Origin of the sequence: Pseudomonas sp. EA_105y_Pfl2_R69 (assembly GCF_963970915.1) — a bacterium.
In the GTDB taxonomy this organism is placed as follows: Bacteria; Pseudomonadota; Gammaproteobacteria; order Pseudomonadales; family Pseudomonadaceae; genus Aquipseudomonas.
Genome location: NZ_CAXAOO010000006.1, coordinates 86,932 through 108,645, shown reverse-complemented (window position 1 = coordinate 108,645; position 21,714 = coordinate 86,932). Strand labels below are relative to the sequence as shown.

Here is a 21,714-nt window from a genome sequence, read left to right as displayed (position 1 = left end):
GGCTTCCCACTTCTATGCTCAGTACCGAACTCAAGGCCCAGATCCAGGGGGCCTATTCCCGCTTTCTCGAGGCCAAGTCGCTCAAGCCGCGTTATGGCCAGCGCCTGATGATCGCCGAAATCGCCAAGGTGCTCGGCACGATCAAGACCGATGACGAGGGCCGACGCCTGGGCGAGCCGGCGGTGGTAGCGGTGGAGGCGGGTACCGGTACCGGCAAGACCGTGGCCTACAGCCTGGCGGCGATCCCCACGGCCAAGGCCGCCGGCAAGCGTCTGGTGATCGCCACCGCCACCGTGGCGCTGCAGGAACAGATCGTGCACAAGGACCTGCCGGACCTGATGCGCAACAGCGGCCTGAATTTCAGCTTCGCCCTGGCCAAGGGCCGCGGTCGTTATCTGTGCCTGTCCAAGCTTGATCTGCTGCTGCAGGAAGGCCAGGCGCAGAGCGCCACCGCCCAGCTGTTCGAGGAAGAAGGTTTCAAGATCGATGTCGATGAGCAGAGTCAGAAGCTGTTCACCGCGATGATCGAGAAGCTCGCCGGCAATAAATGGGACGGCGACCGCGACAGCTGGCCGGAGGAACTGGAAGACAGCCGCTGGGCGCAACTGACCACCGATCACAGCCAGTGCACCAGTCGCCATTGCCCGAACTTTCAGCAGTGCGCCTTCTACAAGGCCCGCGAGGGCATGGGCAAGGTCGACGTGATTGTCACCAACCACGATATGGTCCTGGCCGACCTGGCCCTGGGCGGCGGTGCGGTGCTGCCGGACCCGCGCGATACCCTCTATGTGTTCGACGAAGGTCATCACCTGCCGGACAAGGCCATCGGCCACTTCGCCCATTTCACCCGTCTGCGCTCGACCGCCGACTGGCTGGAGCAGACCGCCAAGAACCTGACCAAACTGCTGGCCCAGCACCCGCTGCCCGGCGACCTGGGGCGGCTGATCGAGCAGGTGCCGGAACTGGCGCGGGAGATCAAGACCCAGCAGCAGTTCATGTTCAGCGCCTGTGAGCAACTGGCCGACTTCAAGCCCGGCGAAGACATGCAGGGCCGCGAGCGTCCGCGCCACCGCTTCGTCGGCGGCCTGGTCCCGTCTCACCTGATCGAGCTGGGCGTGGAGCTGAAGAAGGGCTTTTCCAAACTCACCGACCTGTTCACCGGGGTCACCGAACAGCTCAAGGAAGCCATGGACGGCGAAGCCACTGTCGGTATCGCCAGTCACCAGGCGGAGGAGTGGTACCCGCTGTTTGGCAGTTTGCTGGCCCGCGCCCAGGGTAGCTGGGAGCTATGGCTGGCCTTCACCGCCGAGGACCCGGAGGACAGCCCGCCGATGGCGCGCTGGCTGACCCTGGCCGACAGCGGCGCGCTGTTCGATATCGAGGTCAACGCCAGCCCGATACTGGCCGCGGAAACCCTGCGCCGCAACCTGTGGAACGTCGCCTATGGCGCGCTGGTGACCTCGGCGACCCTGACCGCGCTGGGCACCTTCGAGCGCTACCGGATGCGTGCCGGTCTGCCCAAGGTGGCAGTGACCGCCGTGGTGCCGAGCCCTTTTCACCATGCCGATGCCGGGGTGCTGCGAGTCCCTAACCTGAATGCCGACCCGCGCGATGCCGTGGCGCACACGGCGGCGATCATCCGCGACCTGCCGGCCCTGGTAGCCGGCTCGCGGGGCACCCTGGTGCTGTTTTCCTCGCGCAAGCAGATGCAGGAAGTGTTCGAAGGGCTGGAGCGCGACTGGCGCAAGCGGGTGTTTATCCAGGGCAACCTGTCCAAGCAGGAAACCCTGAACAAGCACAAGGCGCGGGTCGACAGTGGCGAGGAGAGCGTGCTGTTCGGTCTGGCCAGCTTCGCCGAAGGGGTCGATCTGCCCGGTGCCTATTGCGAGCATGTGGTGATCGCCAAGATCCCTTTCGCCGTGCCGGACGACCCGGTGGAGGCGGCGCTGGCCGAGTGGATCGAGGCCCGAGGCGGCAATCCCTTTATGGAAATCTCCGTGCCGGATGCCTCCTTGCGCCTGGTTCAGGCCTGCGGGCGCCTGCTGCGCACCGAGGAAGACCGCGGCACCATCACCCTGCTCGACCGGCGCGTGGTGACACAGCGCTACGGCAAGGCCATTCTCAATGCGCTGCCGCCGTTTCACCGCGAGATCAGTTAGCGCGCTCGCCGCACCGTCGTAGCCGGGGCGTACGGCTGCAATGGTGCCAGCCGTCGGCGATGGGGAACGGCCCTAGCGTTTTGCTTTCAAACCACTGCCCCCACCCGGCCCGCGTCTCGAGCAACTAATCGCGGCGAGCCGGTTTGGGGCCGGAATCAACCCGCAGGTTCGCTGCCGGGTATTTCCGGGCACTTCTTGGAGAGCGTGGTCATGGCTAAGAAAATTACCCAAGTGTTGGCGTTCAGCGCCTGCGCCTTATTGCTGTCCTCGATGGCGGCACCCGAACACAATCCCTTTATCGGTTCCGCCTATGCCGGTCCTGGTGGTGGCGGTGGCGGCGGTGCTGGCGGTGGCGGTGCAGGAGGCGGTGGTGGTGGCGCGGGCGGCGGCGCTGGTGCCGGAGGCGGCCGCGGTGATGGCGGTGGTGCGGGTGTCGGTGGCGGTAAGGGTGGCGGCCTGGGTCAGGGCCAGGCAGGCCTGGCCGGGGACAACGGCAAGGGCCTGGCCAGTCGTGGCGACAACCGCGGCAGCAGCACGTCCGCCGCCGCTCAGTCCAAGGAGACCAGCGGTCTGGCCAAGGCCATGAGCGTGGTGTCCACCACGGCGGCCTCGGTAGCCGCGGCCATTGGCCAGCAGAACGCCGTCGACCGGCAGGCGCTGCGCGACCCGGACCAAGTCGATGAGGTTGTGGTAGTCGAGACTGTCGACTAGCAGGCTCAATCCTTGTCCCGCTCCTGTTGCAGGGCATCGCCCAGACTGCCGCACTGCGGTCTGATCCCCGCCCGGTAGGCCGCCCGCGACAGCAGGTGGGCGGCCAGTGGGGCGCTGGCCAGCAGCACCAGCACACCCAGCAGGACTTCCAGTGCGACTTCGGCATTGCTGGCCGCCGCGACCCCTGAGAGCACCAGCACCGCGCCCAGTACCCCAGCCTTGCTCGCCGCATGCATGCGGCTGTAACTGTCCGGCAGGCGCACTACGCCTATGGCACCGAGCAGGGAGATCAGGGCTCCGGCGAGCAGCAGAAACGAGGCCAGCCAGGCCAGCACGGGGGTGGTCATTGGGGCTCCTTGTCGTGGGGCTTCTGCTCGGGGGCATCGCGAAACAGAAAGGCGAAGGCCGCGGTGCCGAGAAAGGACACCAGGGCCAGCAACACCGCCACATCGACCAGGGCCGCCTGGGCGCTGAACAGCGCACTCAGGGCAGTGGCGGCGACGGCCAGCAGGGTCAGGGCGTCGATCGCCACCGCGCGATCGGGGCGACTGGGGCCGCGCAGCAGGCGGTAGACAATCAACAGACCGCTCAGCGCCAGCAGCGCGGCAGCCAGGGGCAGCACCCAGAAGGCTCCGGCCAGTTCGACAGTCATCTGCGTTCTCCAGTGGCGGCGGGTTCAAGCCAGTGCAGCAGGCGGCTTTCCAGGTTGTGCACCAGGCTTTCCACCTCCATCTGCTGGCGCGCATCGAGGACGTGGATAAACAGGGTGCCATCGGCTGCACGATAGTCCAGGGCCAGGGTGCCGGGAGTCAGGGTCAAAAGACCGCCGATCAGGGTCACCATCTTCGCGTTGCGGCTGCGCAGGCGCACGGCGACTATCGCCGGTTCGACGGCCACCTGGCGCGCCAGTACCAGTCTTGCCACATCTAGGCTGGCGAGAGCGACCTGGCCGATAAACCAGGGGATAAATCGACTGCCCAACTCCACCCGGCGGGCATACTGGCGCAGCCGGACGCTGGGCCATGCCAGCTTGCACAGCAGGTAGAGCAGGGCGAAGGCACTCAACGCGCCCCAGCCGTGCAGGTGCCCGGCGAGCGCGGCCAGGACCAGGCTCAGCGACAGGTGCAGGAGGAACATTCAGTCACCTCCCGGCGGGGCAACGCCCTGGAAATAGGCCTGGGGGTCGGCCAGTTGCGCGGCGGCGGCGCTGGCGTAGTCGATCACCGGGCCAGCCGCCAGGCCGATGGCGACGGTGAGCAGGGCCAGGGCGCTGATGCTCCACCAGGCCGAGCGCAGGCCGATGGTGCTCTGCAGGCTGTCGTCGCCGTCAGGGTGGGATTTGAGAAAGGCCTCGTTCCAGATCTTGTTCATCGACAGCAGGGTGAGCAATCCAGTGATCAGGGCGATGGCCGCGGCCCACCAGGCGGCGCTGTCCAGGCTGGCCTTGACCAGCAGCAACTTGGCCCAGAAGCCCGACAGTGGCGGAATGCCGGCCAGGGACAGCGCCGGTATGGCGAACAGCAGGGCTAGCCAGGGCCAGCGCGCATACAGCCCGCCCATGGCGGCCAGGCGCTCGGAGCCGCAGACACGGGCGGCCAGGCCGCCAATAAAGAACAGGTTGGCCTTCACCACGATATGGTGGATCAGGTAGAACACCGTCCCGGTCAGGGCCAACGGGGTGGCCAGGGCCAGGCCGAGGATCATGTAGCCGACCTGGCTGACGATATGGAACGACAGGATCCGCCGTATCTCGGTCTGCGCCGCCGCCCCCAGCACGCCCACCAGCATGGTGGCGCAGGCGATCCACAGCAGCCCCTGGTGGACCAGGCCGTAGTCGGGCCAGAGCAGGGTCACCAGGCGGATCAGCGCATACACCCCGACCTTGGTCAGCAGCCCGGCGAACATCGCCGACACCGCGGTAAAGGCCACGTGGTAGGTGGCCGGCAGCCAGCCGAACACCGGAAACAGCGCCGCCTTGATCGAGAATGACAGGAGCATCAGCAGCAAGGCCGGGGTGGTCCCCGGCGGCGCTTCACCGGCCCTGACCAGCAGCGCCAGCTGGCCCATGTTGAGGGTGCCGCTGGAGCCATAAATCAGTCCCGCCGCCAGCAGAAACAACAGGGTGGCGAACAGATTGAGCACCACATAGGTCATGCAGCCGGACAGCCGGCGTCTGCCGCCGCCCAGGGCCATCAGGGCGAAGGAGGCGATCAGCAGCACTTCGAACCAGACATACAGGTTGAAGATGTCGGCGGTGATAAAGGCCCCGCCGATACCGGTCAGCAGGCCATGCACGAACAGGTGGAAGTCGCCACTCAGCTGCGCGTCGCTGTCGCGGCTGATGCCATAGACCAGGGTGGCCAGGCCGATCAGCGCGCTGATCGCGAGCAGCGCCGCGGACAGGCGGTCGATCACCAGGCTGATGCCATAGGGTGCCTGCCAGTCGCCCAGCTGCCCGCTCAGTACGGTGTCAGCGGCGGCCAGCCAGACCAGGCTCAGGCCCAGGCCCAGGAGCAGCGCCGAACCGCTCAGGCTGACCAGTTTGAGCAGGCGCGCGTGGCGGCGCAGCAGCAAGCACAGCACCAGGGTGAGCAGTGGCAGCAATACCGGCCCGACCAGCAGTGCGTTCATGAACGAGGCTCCGCGTGCTCGCTGGCGATTTTCGCATTCTCATGTTCGCTGGCCGGCCAGTCCGGTGCCGGCTGTTCGGTGACCGAGCTGATCGAGTCGGTCGAATTGTCGCCATGCAGTTCGCGGGTGCGCTTGAGCAGTGCCAGGGCGAAGATAAACAGGCTGAAGCCGATCACGATGGCGGTCAGCACCAGGGCCTGCGGCAAGGGGTTGGCCAGTTCGCCGGTGGCACCGTTGGTAGCGACGAAGGCCGCCTGCTGCGCGCCGAAGCGCCCGGCGGTGAGCACCCCCAGGTTGATGGCGTTGCCGAGCACCGCCACCCCCAGGACCACGCGCTTGAGGTTGCGGTCGAGGAGCATCCACAGGCCGAAGCCGGCCATGCCGCCGGTGGTGATGGCTGCGATCCATTCCATTAGCGCTGTGCTCCCGTCAGTTGTTTGAGCATATGCATCGCGGCACCGAACACCGTCAGGAAGACCCCTATATCGAATAGCAGCGGGGTGCCCAGGGGCAGGCCGGCGGGAAACCACCACAGCCCGCCGAGAAATGCCTTGCCGGCGAGCAAACCGAGCACCCCGGCCCCGGCGGCGCAGCCCAGGCCGAGGCCGATCAGTCTGCTCGGGTCGATGGCATAGGGGCGCGGGCTATTGCCGTTGCCGAAGGTCAGGAGCAGCAGGGTCATGCCGCAGGCGGCGATCAGGCCGCCGATAAACCCGCCGCCGGGCAGGTTGTGGCCCCGCCATAGCAGCAGCAGGGCGGCAGCCAGCAGCAGAGCCGCCAGTGGGCGCATGCCTTGCTGGAGCAGCAGCGAGGCGAATTCGGCTTCGCCAGTGGCTTGCCTGGCGTGATTATCGCCAGCCAGCAAGGTGGCGGCCGCCAGGGCCGACAAGGCCACCACCAGGATTTCGCCGAGGGTGTCGAAGGCGCGGAAGTCGACCAGGATCACGTTCACCACGTTGCGGCCATGGCCGCCGCTCAGGCTGTTGTCCAGGTACCAGGCGGCGATATTGCCCGGCAGTGGCAGGCTTACGGCGAGGATCAGTGCGCCGGCCACGCTGAGGCCGAAGAGGATCGCCACCGCCGCGTGCAGGCGGCGCTTCCAGGGGGCGCGCGCGCCGCTGCCGGGCATGCTTGGCATGCGCCGAAACACCAGGGCGAGGAAGACCACGCTGAGGGTTTCCACCATCAGCTGGGCCATGGCTACGTCCGGTGCATTGACCGCGACGAAGAACAGCGCCAGGCCCAGACCGCAGGTTCCCAGCGCCGCCATCAGGGTCAGGCGACCGGGCAACAGCGCCGCGGCCGCCGCGCCGGCCAGGGCCAGCAGGCAGCCGGCCACGCCGAGCAGGGACACAGGCGAGAAACTGGCGTTACTCAATACCTGGCTGGCCGGCACCAGGCTGAACAGCAGCAGGCCGCCGATGGTCAGCCCGAGCAGCAGCAGGTGCTGGCGCAGGGAGCCGTGCTGGAAGCGCGCGGCGAGCAGTTCGGCAAACAGGAAGAGGCGCTTGAGCAGGCGATCCCAGAGTAAATCGCCGCTAAGGTTCCAGGCGTTGTTGATCCGCTCGATCAGCGCCCGCAAAGGGTCGCGCAGGCCGTAGAAGAGGATGCCCAGGGCGATGGTCAGCAGGCTGGCCAGCAGCGCCGGGGTGATGCCGCCCCAGAGGTACAGGTTGACGTCCACCGTGCCGCGCGCCACGGCCTGTACCGCGGTATTCACCAGCCAGGTTTCCGACCAGGCATTCCAGGCCCCGAGCAGCAAGCCGCCGATGGCCAGGAGCATGGGGCCGATCCACATGGCCGGGGAAACCTCATGGGGTGTTTTCGGATAGTCGCCCCGGCGACCGAGAAAACTATGGATAAACACCAGGCAGGCGGTGGCGAACATCAGGGCATTGGTGAGGATCATCACCAGAGTCACCGCCTGGCCGATCGGGCCCATTGCGATCAGGCCGGTGTATTTGAACTCCTTGGCGATAAAGCCGAAGAACGGCGGCAGGCCGGCGTTGGAGAACGCCGCCAGGGCCACCGCCGCCGCGGTCAGCGGCATAAACCTGATCAAGCCCCCCAGGCGCGCCAGTTCACGGGTGCCGGTGGCATGGTCGACGGCCCCCACGGCCATAAACAGCGCGCCCTTGTACAGCGAATGGGCCACCACGTAGAGCACGAAGGCCTGCAGGCCATAGCTGTTGTTGGTGCCGATCAGCATGGTCAACTGGCCCAGCACGGTGACCGTGGTGTAGGCCAGCAGGCGTTTCAGGTCGGTCTGGCGAAAGGCCAGAAAGGCCCCCAGTAGCGCCGTGGCCGCGCCGAAGCCGATCAGCAGCGTGCCCCAGCCGACGGAACCGCCCAGCACCGGGTTGAGCCTGGCCAGCAGGTAGATGCCGGCTTTGACCATGGTCGCCGAATGCAGGTAGGCGGACACCGGTGTCGGTGCGTTCATCGCATTGGGCAGCCAGATATGGAAGGGTATCTGGGCCGATTTGGTAAAGCAGCCGAGCAGCACCAGCAGCATGATCGCCGGCAGCAGGGCGTGCTCCTCCACCTGGCTGGCATCGAGCTGGGAGAATTGCCAGGTCTGGCTGACGCTGCCCAGCAGGATCAGCCCGGCGAGCAGGGCCAGGCCGCCGCCACCGGTGATCAGCAGGGCCTGCAGGGCGGCGCGGCGCGATTCGCCCTGCTTGTGGTTGAAGCTGATCAGCAGAAAGGAGGTGATGCTGGTCAGCTCCCAGAACACGAACAGGGCGATAAAGTCATCGGCCAGTACCAGGCCGAGCATCGCCAGCATAAAAAGCAGCAGGTAGGCATGAAAACGCCCGAGCTGGTGGTGGTCGACCAGGTAGGCCCCGGCATAGAGCACGATCAGCGCACCAATGCCGCTGATCAGCAGGGCGAACAGCAGGGACAGGCCATCCAGGCGCAGGCCCAGTTGAATGCCCAGGGCCGGCACCCAGTCAAGCGTCTCGAGCAGGGCCTCCCCTCCGGCCACCAGGGGGATCTGGCTGGCCAGCCAGGCGAAGGCCGCCAGTGGCGCGAGCATCAGCACCCAACCGGCCCGCTGCGGCAGCCGCTGTGTCAGCCAGGGAGCCAGCAGGGCCGCCAGTGCAATGATGGCCAACAGATAAAGCACGACCGTCTCCTCTACCGGTTTGGGCTGGCTGCCTGTGCGCAGTAGCGTATCGGCGCGCTGGGCAAGGGCCTGGAAATTGAGCCTTCGCTACGGTTGATTGTTTTTCAGCATAGAGAGTTGCGCAGGGGCTTTGCTATTTGGTGAGGTTTAACAACGTTGCATGATGGGTCCACTTTGCCGCTGGCATCTTGCGCGAGACTCGTTCAAGGTCGCGGTATTTCAGTATTCGGGGAGTGTAGGGTGATGCAGGTTCAGGGGTATTTCGATCTCAGGTTCGAGGCGGTCAAAGAGGCATTCGCGGCGCTGTTCGACGACCCGCAAGAGCGCGGCATGGCGCTGTGCGTGCAGGTCGGCGGCGAAACCGTGCTGGATATCTGGGCCGGCACGGCGGACAAGGACGGTCAGCAGGCCTGGCACAGCGACACCATCCTCAACCTGTTTTCCTGCACCAAGACCTTCACCGCCGTGACCGTGCTGCAACTGGTCGGCGAGGGCAAGCTGGAGCTGGATGCCCCGGTGGCCCGCTACTGGCCCGAGTTCGCCGAGGCCGGCAAGGAAAAAATCACCCTGCGCCATCTGCTCAGCCATCAGGCCGGGTTACCGGCCCTACGCCAGATGCTACCGGCCGAAGCCCTGTACGACTGGCAGGCGATGACCACCGCGCTGGCCGCCGAAACACCCTGGTGGGCATTGGGCGAGGGCCATGGTTACGCGCCGATCACCTACGGCTGGCTGGTGGGTGAGGTCGTGCGCCGGGTCGAGGGGCGCGGGCCGGGCGAAAGCATCGTGGCGCGCACGGCCAAACCGCTGGGCCTGGACTTTCACGTCGGTCTGGCGGATCAGGAATTCGACCGCGTGGCGATCATCTCCCGCGGCAAGGGCAATTTCGGCGATGCCGCCGCCCAGCGCCTGCTCAAGACCATGATGAGCGAGCCGGCGGCCATGAGTACGCGGGCCTTTACCAACCCGCCGTCGATCATGACCAGCACCAACAAGCCTGAATGGCGGCGTATGCAGCAGCCGGCGGCGAACGGCCACGGCAATGCGCGCAGCCTGGCCGGCTTTTACAGCGGCCTGCTCGATGGCCAGTTGCTGGAAAGCGAGCTGCTGGCCGAGCTGACCCGCGAGCACGCGGTGGGCGAGGACAAGACCCTGCTGACCCGCACCCGCTTCGGCCTGGGTTGCATGCTCGATCAGCCTGAGGTGGCCAATGCCACCTACGGCATGGGGCCGCGCGCCTTTGGCCACCCGGGTGCCGGTGGTTCCACCGGCTTTGCCGACCCGGAGCGGGATGTGGCCTTCGGGTTTGTCACCAACAACCTGGGACCGTTCGTCTTGATGGACCCCCGTGCACAGAAACTTGCGAGGCTATTGGCTGATTGTTTGTAGCAAGCTCGGCTAAACTCCAATGCAATATGGCCTGATTTGCTGCCCGCGAGCGCAGGCCACTTTTTCAAGTCTCTAGATGTGGATGCCCAATGCCTAACAAATTTCTTGCCTTAGCCCTGTGTGTTCTGGTCAGCGGTTGCAGCGCTTTTGAGAAAGCCGACAAGTCCGCCAAAGTCGTGGCCATGCCGCCGCCCGCAGTGACCCAGGCCTGGCTCGACGATTACGAACCACGTGTGCGCGAGGCGATCAAGGGCAGTGCCTTCGAACTGGTACGTCGGGAAAACCTGTTGGTGGTCACCGCGCCGGTGCAGAGCTCGTTCAACCCGGACCGCCCGCACATGATGCTGCCCTCGATCCTGGGGCCGCTCAGCCGCATGGCCAAACTGCTGGAAAACGACGAGAAGATTGGTGTGCTGGTGCTGGGTCATGCCGACAGCAGCGGTGCGGATGCGCTCAACCGCGATCTGAGCTACCAGCGTGCCCGGGCCTTCACCTCGATTTTCCGTCTGAGTGGCCTGAAGCAGAACCGCCTGATGGTCAAAGGCCTGGGCTCGGACATGCCGCGTGCGGCCAACGACAGCGCCGAAGGCCGTGCCCTGAATCGCCGGGTCGAGATCCTCCTGACCTCCAAGGCCACCCTCAACGGCCTGATCGCCAAATACAGCCAGCCGGCCGCCGCCGTTCCTGCGGTTGCCGCTGCCCACGTCAAAACCGGCTCCAAATAACTAGTTGTCGTAGATCAAGCCAAGTAATACGGCGAGGGTTAAGCTAGGCGACATCTGTTCTGGAGGATTCGCCTATGACTCAGACCCTGATCGATATGCGCCGCGACTACACCCGCGATGGACTGTGCGAGACGCAAGCCCCGCTGGAACCCTTCAGCCTGTTCCAGCGCTGGTTTGCCGAGGCGGTAAAGACCGAGCAACTGCCGGTCGAGCCCAATGCCATGACCCTGGCCACGGTGGACGAGGAGGGGCGGCCGCATTGCCGGGTGCTGCTGCTCAAGGGGGTGGACCCGCGCGGCTTTACCTTCTTCAGCAACTACGACAGCGCCAAGGGTCGGCAACTGGCTGCCCGGCCCTATGCGGCCATGACCTTTTTCTGGCCCAGCCTGGAGCGTCAGGTACGTATCGAGGGGCGCGTCGAGCGGGTCAGCGCCGAAGAGTGCGATGCCTACTTCCAGGTACGGCCTCTAGGCAGTCGTCTGGGGGCCTGGGCTTCGCCGCAGAGTCAGGTGATTGCCGACCGCGCCGAGCTGGAAGGCCTGCTGGCCGAAACCGAGCAGCGCTTTCTCGAGCGCGCGCCGCACTGCCCGCCACATTGGGGGGGCTATCGTTTGCTACCCGAGCGCATCGAATTTTGGCAGGGCCGGCCGAGCCGTCTGCATGATCGACTCAACTACCGTCTTGATAAGGGCAACTGGTTGCGTGAGCGCCTGGCCCCCTGATCGGCCGGTTAATGGCCTCAGCTGCCGTCGCGGTAATCCCTGGCGGCAGCCTCCAGCCAGGCCTGCAGCTCGCCGCGCTTGATTCCGGCCGCCCGGGCCTGCTGCAAGCGCTCGAGCATATAGCTGCGCTTGTCCGGCGAGTCGCCGGCCAATGACAGGGCCAGGTCGCGATCGACCCAGCGCTTGATCCGCACATACAGCCACCAGTGGAAGTACAGGCCCGCCACTGTGGTGATGGCAACGATAAAGTAATCCATGGTTCTCCCCTGGGTCTCCTCCCAGCTTAAGCCCGCTGGGCTGTGAGCCGAAAGGCGGCGCAATGTCGCGGAGGGGCTAGGCTCCGGCGCGGCCGCACATGAAACGGCAACAGACCCTGGGGTAAAGTTTTGCCTTATATTGACGGGTGACAGCCAGAGCGTGCTCGCGCTCTAATAAGCGCCTCGCAAACTGGAGGAACCACCATGCGTAAACCCTTTGTGTTGCTTGCCTCATTCGCCATGCTGGCCTTGTTGGGGGGTTGCGCTTCCAGTCTGACCGGCGACACCTACTCGCGCTCCGAAGCCCGCGCGGTGCAGACCGTGCGCATGGGCACCATCGAGTCCCTGCGGCCGGTGCAGATCGAAGGCACCAAGACCCCCATCGGTGCCGGTGCCGGTGCGGTGATTGGCGGCATTGGCGGCAGCTCGGTCGGCGGTGGCCGTGGCAGTGCGGTGATGGCGGTGATTGGCGCAGTGGCTGGCGGCCTGTTGGGCGCGGCGGCCGAGGAAGGTCTGACCCGCACCCAGGGCGTGGAAATTACCGTGCGCGAAGACGACGGCAGCATGCGCGCCTATGTGCAGGAGGTCGAACCAAACCAGATCTTCCGTGTGGGCGAGCGTGTGCGCATCATGACCGTCAACGGCACCAGCCGCGTTACCCATTAAGTGTCGAATAAGCCGGATCAGTAATGGCTGATCCGGCTTTTTCTTGCCTGGGTTTCTGTGTCGGGCCGTGTTTATCGGGCGTATTCGATAAATTTCAGGCGGAAAACCTTGAAATAAGAGCGTTTAGTAATACTTCTATCCATGACGGCGTGCCGATAGGTATGGATAATCGCTGAATTATCCTGTGCCGACAGGGGGTTAGCAGATTGCTGCGGGCCGTTGTACCTGGCGCAATCATTTTTCACGCAATGTTAAGCGGGCATAGATCCGCAGCCATGCACCCACACGCCGCGCCCCGGAAGCGGGAACGGCGTGGCCGTGCTGGTGGGTTCGCATAAAGGGGTTTCATGTATGACGCTTGCGCTGATTATCGCCTTGCCATTTCTCGGGGCATTACTCCCCTTGCTGGCGGAGCGCCTGGGCCGTTCGGCGTGTGCCGCGGCGGCCGGGATCGCGCCCTTGGCCGCCTTGGTTCTGCTGGTGTCGCAGCAGTCCTCGGTATTTGCCGGTGAGCTACTCAGGTTCAAGCTGGAGTGGCTGCCGGCCCTGGGCCTGAACCTGAGCCTACGCCTCGACGGCCTGGGCTTTCTGTTCGCCCTGCTGATTCTCGGCATCGGTTTGCTGGTGATTCTCTACGCCCGTTACTACCTGGCGAAACAGGAGCCGATGGGGCGCTTCTTCGCCTTTCTGCTGCTGTTTATGGGGGCCATGCTCGGCGTGGTGCTCTCGGAAAACCTGCTGCTGATGCTGATGTTCTGGGAGCTGACCAGCCTGTCGTCGTTCCTCCTGATCGGCTTCTGGAATGCCCGCTCGGATGCCCGCAAGGGCGCACGCATGGCCCTGGTGGTAACCGGTGGCGGCGGCCTGGCGCTGCTCGCCGGGATTCTGTTGCTCGGCCATATTGCCGGCAGCTTCGAACTGTCCCAGGTGCTGGCCGCCGGCTATGCGATTCGCGCCCACGAACTCTACCCGCTGGCGCTGATCCTGGTACTGCTCGGGGTGTTCACCAAGTCGGCGCAGTTTCCCTTCCACTTCTGGTTGCCCCACGCAATGGCGGCACCCACCCCGGTATCGGCCTACCTGCACTCGGCGACCATGGTCAAGGCCGGGGTGTTTCTGCTGGCGCGCCTGTACCCGGCGCTGGCGGGCTCGGAATGGTGGTTCTATCTGGTCAGCATCACCGGCCTGGTGACCCTGTTGTTCGGGGCCGGCATGGCCCTGTTTCAGCATGACCTCAAGGGGCTGCTGGCCTATTCGACCATCAGCCACCTCGGCCTGATCACCCTGCTGTTCGGCCTCGATACGCGCCTGGCGGCGGTGGCGGCGGTGTTCCATATCATCAACCACGCGACCTTCAAGGCTTCACTGTTTATGGCCGCGGGGATCATCGACCACGAAACTGGAAGCCGCGATATGCGGCGTATCAACGGTTTATGGAAGTACATGCCGCATACGGCGGTGCTGGCCATGGTGGCGGCCTCGGCCATGGCCGGGGTTCCGCTGCTCAATGGCTTCCTGAGCAAGGAAATGTTCTTTACCGAAACCCTCAGCCAGCACCTGCTGGGCAGCTTCAGTTGGGTGATCCCGGCCGGCGCGACCCTGGCCGGGGTGTTCTCGGTGGCCTATTCGCTGCGCTTTATCCACGACGTGTTCTTCAACGGCGAGCCGATCAACCTGCCGCATTACCCGCCCCACGAGCCGCCGCGCTATATGAAGGTGCCGGTGGAGGTGCTGGTGTTCCTCTGCCTGCTGGTCGGCATCGTCCCGGCCTACACAGTGGCACCGCTGCTGGCGGTGGCGGCCGCCTCGACCCTGGGCGGGCCCCTGCCCGAGTACAGCCTGTCGATCTGGCACGGCTTCAACCTGCCGCTGCTGATGAGCTTTATCGCCCTGTTCGGCGGCATCCTGGTCTACACCTTCCGTCAGCCGCTGTTCCGCTGGTACGCCGGGTTGCCGCAACTGGATGCCAAGCTGGTGTTCGAGAAGGCGGTGCAGAAGTTCGTCGTTGTGGCCGTGGCGATCACCGCGTTCCTCGAAAACGGTTCCCTGCAGCGCTACCTGGCGTTGATCCTGCTGGCCTCGCTGGCGGTGGTGACGGTGGCGCTGGGGCCGTTGTCGAGCCTGCAAGGGCCGCTGGCCATGAGCCCGGTGGATGCGGTCACGGGCCTGAGCATGGGCATGCTGGCCTTGTCGGCACTGATCACCGTGGTGTTTCACCGCCGCCGCCTGGTGGCCCTGCTGATGCTCAGCGTGGTCGGTCTGCTGGTGGCCCTGGCCTTCGTGCGTTTCTCCGCGCCAGACCTGGCGCTGACCCAGCTGTCGGTGGAAATGGTCACCATGGTGCTGTTGATGCTGGCGCTGTACTTCCTCCCGGCCTACACCCCGGGCGAGTCGAGCAGCCTGCGCGGGCTGCGTGATTTCGTCCTGGCCGGTGGCTTCGGCACCCTGGTGGCGCTGCTGGTCTATGCGGTGCTGAGCCGGCCCTACGAGTCGATCGCCCACTTCTTTATCGACAACAGCCTCTCCGGGGGCGGCGGCAGCAACGTGGTCAACGTGATCCTGGTGGATTTCCGCGGCTTCGATACCCTGGGCGAGATCAGCGTGCTGGCCATCGCCGGGGTGGGCATCTATGCCTTGCTCGGCGGCCTGCAGCTGTTCCAGCCCAAGCAGGACGCCGAAGGCCATGCCTGGGCGCGCGACCGTCACCCGCTGATCCTCGCCACCCTGTCGCGCTTGCTGTTGCCCCTGGCGCTGCTTATCTCGGCCTTTATCTTCCTGCGCGGGCACAACCTGCCGGGCGGCGGCTTTATCGCCGGACTGATCACCTCGGTCGCGCTGATTCTGCAGTACGTAGCCAACGGCGTGCGGTGGACCCGCTCGCGTCTGGCGCTGAATTATCACCAGATGGCCGGCGGCGGCGTGCTGCTGGCCGGGGCCACTGGGCTGGCCAGCTGGCTGTTCGGCTTCCCGTTCCTGACCACCACCTTCGGTCATTTCGATATTCCGCTGGTGGGTGAGGTCGAGCTGGCCAGCGCCATGCTCTTCGATTTTGGGGTCTACCTGACCGTGATAGGTGCAACCCTGCTGATTCTCGCCAACCTGGGCAAGCTGACCCAGGACGATGCAGCCAAGGAGGTGCATTGATGGAAGCTCTATTTGCCATAACCCTGGGCATTCTCACTGCCAGCGGCGTTTACCTGCTGCTGCGCGCGCGCACCTTCCCGGTGGTGATGGGCCTGATCCTGCTGTCCTATGCGGTCAACCTGTTCCTGTTCGCCATGGGGCGGCTGCAGACCGGCATGCCGGCGGTGATCGGCCGTAGCGCCGAGTACGCCGACCCCTTGCCCCAGGCCCTGGTGCTGACGGCCATCGTCATCGGCTTCGCCATGACCGCGTTCGTCCTGGTGTTGTCGCTGCGCGGGGTGGGTGAGCTGAAAACCGATCATGTCGATGGCAAGGAGCCGAAAGCATGAATCATGCGTTGATCCTGCCCGTGCTGTTGCCGATGGTTGCCGGCAGCCTGCTGTTGTTCGCCGCACGCCTGCCCCTGGCCCAGCAGCGCCTGTTGTCGGTGCTGTCGACCCTGGCGCTGCTGCTGGTCAGTATGTGGCTGCTGCGCCTGGCCGATGGCGGACAGCTGCACAGCTATGCCCTGGGCAACTGGCAGGCTCCGTTCGGCATCGTTCTGCTGCTCGATCGCCTTAGCGCCCTGATGCTCGCGGTCACCGCGGTGCTGGCGCTGTTTGCGGTGCTCTATGCGGTGCGCGGCGACGATACCCGCGGCAGCAACTTTCACGCCCTGTTCCAGTTCCAGTTGATGGGCATCAACGGGGCCTTTCTCACCGGCGACCTGTTCAACCTGTTCGTGTTCTTCGAGATCCTGCTGATCGCCTCCTATGCCTTGCTGCTGCATGGCGGCGGAGGCGAGCGGGTGCGTGCCGGGATTCACTACGTGGTGCTCAACCTGCTGGGCTCGTCGCTGTTCCTGATCGCCGTGGGCATGATGTACGGCATCACCGGCACCCTGAACATGGCCGATCTGGCGGTCAAGGTGGCGGCTGCCAGCCCCGACGATGCGGCGCTGATGGGCGCGGCCGGGTTGCTGCTGCTGGTGGTGTTCGGCCTCAAGGCGGCGTTCCTGCCGCTGTATTTCTGGTTGCCGCGGGCCTATGCCGCGGCCAGCGCGCCGGTGGCGGCGCTGTTCGCGATCATGACCAAGATCGGCCTGTACTCGATCATGCGCGTGTATATCCTGATCTACGGCGAGCAGGCCGGTAGCATCGCCAATCTGGCCGCCGACTGGCTGTGGCCGCTGGCCCTGCTGACGGTGGTCTGCGGCGTGCTCGGCGCGCTGGCGGCGGTCACCCTGCAGGGGCTGCTGGCCTACCTGGTGGTGGTCTCGGTGGGCACCCTGCTGGCGGGCATCGCCCTGGGCACCCCCGAGGCCCTGAGCGCGGCGTTGTTCTATCTGGTGCACAGCACCTGGATCACCGGCGCGCTGTTTCTGATCGTCGACCTGATCAGCCGCCAGCGCGGCGAGAAGGCCGGCAGGCTGATCCAGGGCCCGGCCTTGCTGCAACCGCTGCGACTCAGCGCGCTGTTCTTTATCGGGGCCATCGCCATTGCCGGCCTGCCGCCGTTTTCCGGCTTTCTCGGCAAGCTGCTGTTGCTGCGCGCGGTGGAGCCAGGCGTGCAGGCGCTGCTGTTATGGCCGGTGCTGCTGCTCGGCGGCCTGCTGACCCTGGTGGCCCTGAGCCGGGCCGGCAGCACGGTGCTCTGGCGCACCGGGCGCGACGTGCTGGGCAGTGCCGAAGGCGATAGCGGGCGTACCTTGGCCGCCGCCGGCCTGCTGCTGATGGTCGTCTTGCTGCTGCCCTTTGCCGCGCCGCTGCTGAGCTATATCGATGCCACGGCGGCGCAGCTGTTCGACCTTGGTCCCTATATGCAACTGGTATCCGCGGGAGAGCCAGCATGATCACGGCGTTTACCAATCGCTGGCTGCCACAGCCGCTGCTCAGTCTGTTTCTGCTGGCTATCTGGCTGCTGCTGATGAACGACCTCGGCTTCGGTCACTGGCTGCTCGGGGCCTTGTTCGGCTGGGCGATTCCGCAACTGACCCAGGTGTTCTGGGTGCGCCCGCCGCGACTGTACAAGCCGGTCAGGCTGTGTCTGTTCTTCCTGCGGATTCTCGGTGATATCGTCCTGGCCAACCTGCAGGTGGCCAAGCTGATCCTCGGTTCCAGCAGCAAGCTGCGCCCGGCCTTCGTCGAGATACCGCTGGAGCTGGACGACGACCTGGCGCTGACCATGCTCGCCAGCATCGTCTCCCTGACCCCCGGCACCGTTTCCGCCGACCTCAGCGACGACCGCAAGACCCTGCTGGTGCATGGTCTGGATGTGGCCGACGAAGCCGCCCTGATCGCCGAAATCAAGCAGCGCTATGAGGCCCCATTGAAGGAGGTGTTCACATGCTCTACTACGTGATTCCCCTGTGCCTGGCGATCATGACCCTGGCCCTGGTGCTGACCCTGCTGCGCCTGATCAAGGGGCCCGATCTGCCGGACCGGATCCTCGCCCTGGATACCCTGTATATCAACGCCATCGCCCTGATCGTGCTGTTCGGCATCTGGCTGGGTTCGGACCTGTATTTCGAGGCGGCGCTGCTGATCGCCGTCATGGGCTTTGTCGGTACCGTGGCGGTGGCCAAGTACTTGCTGCGCGGTGACATCATTGAGTGAGGTTGGCATGAATATTTGGCTTGAAGGCCTGGTGGCGATCAGTCTGCTGATCGGCAGCCTGTTCGCCCTGATCGGCGCTCTGGGGCTGTACCGGCTGCCGGACTTCTATATGCGCCTGCACGGTCCGACCAAGGCCACCACCCTGGGGGTGGGCGGCATGGTGGTGGCCTCGATGGTCTATTTCAGCAGCCAGGGCAATGGCATCAGCCTGCATGAACTGCTGATCACCCTGTTCCTGTTTATCACCGCCCCGGTCAGCGCTCATATGCTGGCCAAGGCCGCCCTGCAGCAGAAGCTGCGCCTGAGTGACAAGACCCGCGGCCGGCCCTGGGATCAGTAGATCGTCGTATCCGCTTTCCGTAGCCCGGACGCAATTCGGGGGCGGCTGGCGCGGCGTACCCTCACCTGTTGCACAGTTCGCGCGCCTGACTGTACCTGTCTGCCCCGGGCAAGCCCCTCTACACTCCAGCTTTCAGACGGAGGCGGCTATGGGCGGGCAGGGCAGGGGTGTGGCGATGATCTGCCTGGTGGTGGCCATGGCGCTGTGGGGCAGTTCCTTTATTGCCCTGAAGGTGGCCTTCGCCGAGTTGCCGGCGATGTGGGTGATCTTCGCCCGCATGGCCCTGGGCAGCCTGGTGTTCCTCCTGGCCTGGCGCTGGCGCGGGCGCATGCAGTATCGCCCGGGGGACTGGAAATACCTGCTCGGCCTGGCGGCCTGCGAGCCTTGCCTGTACTTCCTGTTCGAGGCCCTGGCCCTGCAGAACACCAGTGCTGCCCAGGCGGGCATGGTCACCGCGTTGCTGCCGCTGCTGGTGGCCATGGGGGCCATGGCCTTTCTCAAGGAGCGCGTGAGCCGCACCACCCTGGCCGGCTTTCTCCTCGCCGTCAGCGGGGCCCTGTGGCTGAGCCTGGCCGGCAGCGCCGATGAGCATGCGCCCAACCCGTTGCTCGGCAATTTCTACGAATTGCTCGCCATGCTCTGCGCCACGGGCTATACCCTGTTACTCAAGCACCTGTCGGCGCGCTATTCGCCCTTTCTACTGACGGCCATGGTGGCCTTTGTCGGTACCCTGTTCTTTCTGCCGCTGGCCTTGGTGGCGGCACCGCTGCCGCAGACTGTCAGCCTGCTGGGCCTGGGCGCGGTGGCTTACCTGGGCCTGCTGGTGACCGTGGGGGCCTACGGGCTCTACAACTTCGGCGTCAGCCGCCTGCCGGCCAGCCAGGCTTCGGGCTTTACCAACCTGATACCAGTGTTCACCCTGGTGTTCGCCATGCTCCTGCTCGGCGAGCGCCTGAACAGCATGCAGCTGTGCGCCGCCGCGCTGGTCTTTGCCGGGGTGGCGTTGAGCCAATGGCGCAGCGCGCCGCCGCTACCTGCCGGCGTACTGGATTGAGGAAATGAGATGAGCGCAGCACGGCAATGGGCGCGCGAGGCGATCCGCATTATCGAGGCGGATTTTCAGCGCAGCGCCGACACCCACCTGATCCCTCTGCCGCTGCCCGGCCTGCCGGGTATCGAGCTGTATTTCAAGGACGAGTCCAGTCACCCCACCGGCAGTCTCAAGCATCGACTGGCCCGTTCGCTGTTTCTCTATGCCCTGTGCAATGGCTGGTTGAAACCCGGCGCGCCGGTGATCGAAGCCTCCAGCGGTTCCACGGCGATCTCCGAAGCCTACTTCGCCCGTCTGCTGGGCCTGCCCTTTATCGCGGTGATGCCGGCCAGCACCTCGAAAGAGAAGATCGCGCAGATCGCCTTCTATGGCGGCCACAGCCACCTGGTCGATGACCCGACGCAGATCTACGCCGAATCCGAGCGCCTGGCGCAGGAGAGCGGCGGGCACTTTATGGATCAGTTCACCTACGCCGAGCGCGCCACCGACTGGCGCGCCAATAACAATATCGCCGAGTCGATCTTCCAGCAGCTGCGCAGCGAGCGTTTCCCCGAACCGAGCTGGCTGGTCTCCAGCCCCGGTACCGGCGGCACCCTGGCCACCCTGGGGCGCTATGTGCGCTACCGTCGCCACGCCACTCGGGTGCTGTGCGCCGACGCCGAACGCTCGGTGTTCTTCGACTACTACCGCAGCGGCGACGCCAGCCTGACCCTGGACTGCGGCTCGCGTATCGAAGGCATCGGCCGACCGCGGGTTGAGGCCTCGTTCCTGCCGACGGTGATCGATGCCATGTGCAAGGTGCCCGATGCCCTGTCGCTGGCGGCCATGCATTACCTGGCCCAGCGCCTGGGGCGGCGCGTCGGCGGCTCCAGCGGCACCAATCTGATCGGTGCGCTGCTGGTGGCGCAGCGCATGGTCGCGGCCGGCGAATCCGGTTCGGTGGTGGCGATTCTCTGCGACGGTGGCGAGCGCTACGCCGGCAGCTATTACGACGACCACTGGCTCAGTGCCCAGGGTTTCGACCTGGCCCCGTCGATCGCGGCCATCGCCGCCTGCGCAGAACGCGGCGAGCCGCTGCCGGGCGATCTGCCTAGCGCAGGCCTGTAGGATGGGTTAGCCGCTAACAGGTTTTTTGGCAAACCATCCATTGAGGCGCGGCGTAACCCATCATGGCGCACCGCGCCGAGCCACGGTTTTACCGCCTTGCATGCCTCCATGTTTATGGAGCAGGGAGGACACATGAGCGACTTCGACATACGCCAGGCACAGGCTCGGGACATTGATAACCTCTGCGCGCTGATCCTCGAGCACGGCCCCAATCCCTGCAATCATCTGCCCGAGGCCGAAGTGATCGCCCATCTGCAGGCTATCGCCGACGGTTCGGTGCAGGCCGTGCTGGTCGAGCGGGAGGGCGAGTTGCTGGGTTTTGTCAGCTACTGTCTAACCAGGCACTTCGCGCGCTATCAGCCCGAGGCGCGGCGCGACCACCTGCAGGGCTATATCTGCGAAGCCGTCACCCATCGCGCCATGGCGGGGCGGGGGCTGGGCTCGCGTTTATTGCAGCAGGCGGTGATCCAGCTGGGCGAGCAGGGCGTGAGCGATAGCTATATCGACCGCCACGAGGAAAACGCCGCCTCGGCGGGGATGATGCGCAAAGCCGGCTTCGTTGAGGTCGAAACCTATGCCGACCCGCAGCGCAGGCCGAATGGTTCCGGCCGTACCACCCTGTGCTGCTTGCGTTTAGCCTGATGCACCACCGCGCCGCGGCTGCGGTGCCAGGAGAGGAGGCAGATGATTCAGTGCAAAAGGGTGTACGAAGAGATTTCGGCAACGGACGGCCGGCGCGTATTGGTCGACCGCCTGTGGCCGCGCGGGCTGAGCAAGGCAGCGCTGCAGCCGGATGCCTGGTTGCCGGAGGTGGCCCCGTCCACGCAGCTACGCCGCCAGTTCGCCCATGAACCGGCAGCGTTCGAGGCGTTCCGTGCCCAGTACCGTGCCGAATTGGTGGCTCATCCCGAGTATTGGCAGGGCCTGCTGGAACCCGCCGAACAGGGCGTATTGACCCTGCTGTTCGGCGCACGTGATACGCAGTTGAACAACGCCCGGGTCCTGGCCGAATTTCTCGAGGAAGAATTGGAACGCCGTGGCCCGCCAAGCTCGCCGGTTTGCTACGCCGACAGGATGTAGGGCCCAGG

The 21,714-nt window shown here is 65.4% G+C and carries 23 protein-coding genes; 16 read left to right on the top strand and 7 right to left on the bottom strand.

The genetic code is table 11. The features are described 5' to 3' along the window. The first annotated feature begins 14 nt into the window (after positions 1 to 14). Positions 15 to 2,159 carry an ATP-dependent DNA helicase DinG gene (dinG, locus tag AACY13_RS17130; RefSeq protein ID WP_339462789.1) on the top strand — a complete coding sequence of 715 codons (2,145 nt, stop codon included), beginning with the start codon at positions 15 to 17 and terminating at the stop codon, positions 2,157 to 2,159. A gap of 210 nt (positions 2,160 to 2,369) precedes the next feature. Beyond that, complete coding sequence (locus AACY13_RS17125; protein ID WP_339462788.1) at positions 2,370 to 2,870, top strand: hypothetical protein; 501 nt, start codon at positions 2,370 to 2,372, stop codon at positions 2,868 to 2,870. A 5-nt stretch (positions 2,871 to 2,875) separates the two neighbouring features. On the opposite strand, the gene mnhG is transcribed toward AACY13_RS17125, so the two are convergent. Genes mnhG through mbhE form a run of 6 tightly spaced genes read right to left on the bottom strand, consistent with a single transcriptional unit; the run spans position 2,876 to position 8,631 of the window. Then, the gene (gene mnhG / locus AACY13_RS17120; RefSeq protein WP_339462787.1) at positions 2,876 to 3,217 is read right to left on the bottom strand and encodes a monovalent cation/H(+) antiporter subunit G; all 342 of its coding nucleotides are present in this window, start codon (positions 3,215 to 3,217) and stop codon (positions 2,876 to 2,878) included. After that, entirely contained in the window at positions 3,214 to 3,522 is a 309-nt protein-coding gene (locus tag AACY13_RS17115; RefSeq protein WP_339462786.1) for a monovalent cation/H+ antiporter complex subunit F, read from the bottom strand. The genes mnhG and AACY13_RS17115 overlap by 4 nt, the downstream gene beginning before the upstream one ends. Then, the gene (locus tag AACY13_RS17110) at positions 3,519 to 4,007 is read right to left on the bottom strand and encodes a Na+/H+ antiporter subunit E (protein ID WP_339462785.1); all 489 of its coding nucleotides are present in this window, start codon (positions 4,005 to 4,007) and stop codon (positions 3,519 to 3,521) included. Before AACY13_RS17110 ends, AACY13_RS17115 begins: the two co-directional genes overlap by 4 nt. Then, positions 4,008 to 5,501, bottom strand: coding sequence for a proton-conducting transporter transmembrane domain-containing protein (locus tag AACY13_RS17105; protein WP_339462784.1), 1,494 nt, complete (start codon positions 5,499 to 5,501; stop codon positions 4,008 to 4,010). It abuts the gene before it with no gap. After that, the gene (locus AACY13_RS17100; protein ID WP_339462783.1) at positions 5,498 to 5,914 is read right to left on the bottom strand and encodes a sodium:proton antiporter; all 417 of its coding nucleotides are present in this window, start codon (positions 5,912 to 5,914) and stop codon (positions 5,498 to 5,500) included. Before AACY13_RS17100 ends, AACY13_RS17105 begins: the two co-directional genes overlap by 4 nt. Then, positions 5,914 to 8,631, bottom strand: a complete 2,718-nt coding sequence (gene mbhE, locus AACY13_RS17095) for a hydrogen gas-evolving membrane-bound hydrogenase subunit E (protein ID WP_339462782.1) — start codon at positions 8,629 to 8,631, stop codon at positions 5,914 to 5,916. Before mbhE ends, AACY13_RS17100 begins: the two co-directional genes overlap by 1 nt. 243 nt (positions 8,632 to 8,874) lie before the next feature. Between mbhE and AACY13_RS17090 the strand changes: the two genes are divergently transcribed. The 3 genes from AACY13_RS17090 (at position 8,875) to pdxH (ending at position 11,467) form a co-directional block, all read left to right on the top strand. Continuing rightward, positions 8,875 to 10,020, top strand: coding sequence for a serine hydrolase domain-containing protein (locus tag AACY13_RS17090; protein WP_339462980.1), 1,146 nt, complete (start codon positions 8,875 to 8,877; stop codon positions 10,018 to 10,020). Between the two features lie 89 nt (positions 10,021 to 10,109). Further along, the gene (locus tag AACY13_RS17085) at positions 10,110 to 10,745 is read left to right on the top strand and encodes an OmpA family protein (protein WP_339462781.1); all 636 of its coding nucleotides are present in this window, start codon (positions 10,110 to 10,112) and stop codon (positions 10,743 to 10,745) included. Positions 10,746 to 10,819: 74 nt separating this feature from the next. Next, positions 10,820 to 11,467, top strand: a complete 648-nt coding sequence (gene pdxH / locus AACY13_RS17080) for a pyridoxamine 5'-phosphate oxidase (protein WP_339462780.1) — start codon at positions 10,820 to 10,822, stop codon at positions 11,465 to 11,467. A gap of 17 nt (positions 11,468 to 11,484) precedes the next feature. On the opposite strand, the gene AACY13_RS17075 is transcribed toward pdxH, so the two are convergent. Beyond that, positions 11,485 to 11,724: a hypothetical protein gene (locus AACY13_RS17075; RefSeq protein WP_339462779.1), complete on the bottom strand. Its 240-nt coding sequence runs from the start codon at positions 11,722 to 11,724 to the stop codon at positions 11,485 to 11,487. Between the two features lie 204 nt (positions 11,725 to 11,928). On the opposite strand from AACY13_RS17075, the gene AACY13_RS17070 reads away from it, so the two are divergent. The 11 genes from AACY13_RS17070 (at position 11,929) to AACY13_RS17020 (ending at position 21,706) form a co-directional block, all read left to right on the top strand. Then, positions 11,929 to 12,390, top strand: coding sequence for an outer membrane lipoprotein (locus AACY13_RS17070; protein ID WP_339462778.1), 462 nt, complete (start codon positions 11,929 to 11,931; stop codon positions 12,388 to 12,390). 351 nt (positions 12,391 to 12,741) lie between these two features. Next, positions 12,742 to 15,534, top strand: coding sequence for a monovalent cation/H+ antiporter subunit A (locus tag AACY13_RS17065; protein ID WP_339462777.1), 2,793 nt, complete (start codon positions 12,742 to 12,744; stop codon positions 15,532 to 15,534). Next, a complete protein-coding gene (locus AACY13_RS17060; protein WP_339462776.1) occupies positions 15,534 to 15,863 on the top strand; it encodes a Na+/H+ antiporter subunit C in 330 nt (109 codons plus the stop codon). Before AACY13_RS17065 ends, AACY13_RS17060 begins: the two co-directional genes overlap by 1 nt. Beyond that, positions 15,860 to 17,365 carry a monovalent cation/H+ antiporter subunit D gene (locus tag AACY13_RS17055; RefSeq protein WP_339462775.1) on the top strand — a complete coding sequence of 502 codons (1,506 nt, stop codon included), beginning with the start codon at positions 15,860 to 15,862 and terminating at the stop codon, positions 17,363 to 17,365. Before AACY13_RS17060 ends, AACY13_RS17055 begins: the two co-directional genes overlap by 4 nt. Next, positions 17,362 to 17,874, top strand: a complete 513-nt coding sequence (locus tag AACY13_RS17050; protein ID WP_339462774.1) for a Na+/H+ antiporter subunit E — start codon at positions 17,362 to 17,364, stop codon at positions 17,872 to 17,874. Before AACY13_RS17055 ends, AACY13_RS17050 begins: the two co-directional genes overlap by 4 nt. Next, positions 17,859 to 18,128, top strand: coding sequence for a K+/H+ antiporter subunit F (locus AACY13_RS17045; protein ID WP_325509255.1), 270 nt, complete (start codon positions 17,859 to 17,861; stop codon positions 18,126 to 18,128). Before AACY13_RS17050 ends, AACY13_RS17045 begins: the two co-directional genes overlap by 16 nt. 7 nt (positions 18,129 to 18,135) lie before the next feature. Further along, complete coding sequence (locus AACY13_RS17040; protein WP_325509254.1) at positions 18,136 to 18,468, top strand: Na+/H+ antiporter subunit G; 333 nt, start codon at positions 18,136 to 18,138, stop codon at positions 18,466 to 18,468. Positions 18,469 to 18,616: 148 nt separating this feature from the next. After that, positions 18,617 to 19,522: a DMT family transporter gene (locus AACY13_RS17035; protein WP_339462773.1), complete on the top strand. Its 906-nt coding sequence runs from the start codon at positions 18,617 to 18,619 to the stop codon at positions 19,520 to 19,522. 9 nt (positions 19,523 to 19,531) lie between these two features. Next, positions 19,532 to 20,626, top strand: coding sequence for a PLP-dependent cysteine synthase family protein (locus AACY13_RS17030; protein WP_339462772.1), 1,095 nt, complete (start codon positions 19,532 to 19,534; stop codon positions 20,624 to 20,626). Positions 20,627 to 20,758: 132 nt separating this feature from the next. Further along, positions 20,759 to 21,268: a GNAT family N-acetyltransferase gene (locus tag AACY13_RS17025; RefSeq protein WP_339462771.1), complete on the top strand. Its 510-nt coding sequence runs from the start codon at positions 20,759 to 20,761 to the stop codon at positions 21,266 to 21,268. 42 nt (positions 21,269 to 21,310) lie between these two features. Then, positions 21,311 to 21,706 carry a DUF488 domain-containing protein gene (locus AACY13_RS17020; RefSeq protein WP_339462770.1) on the top strand — a complete coding sequence of 132 codons (396 nt, stop codon included), beginning with the start codon at positions 21,311 to 21,313 and terminating at the stop codon, positions 21,704 to 21,706. The last annotated feature ends 8 nt before the right edge of the window (positions 21,707 to 21,714 follow it).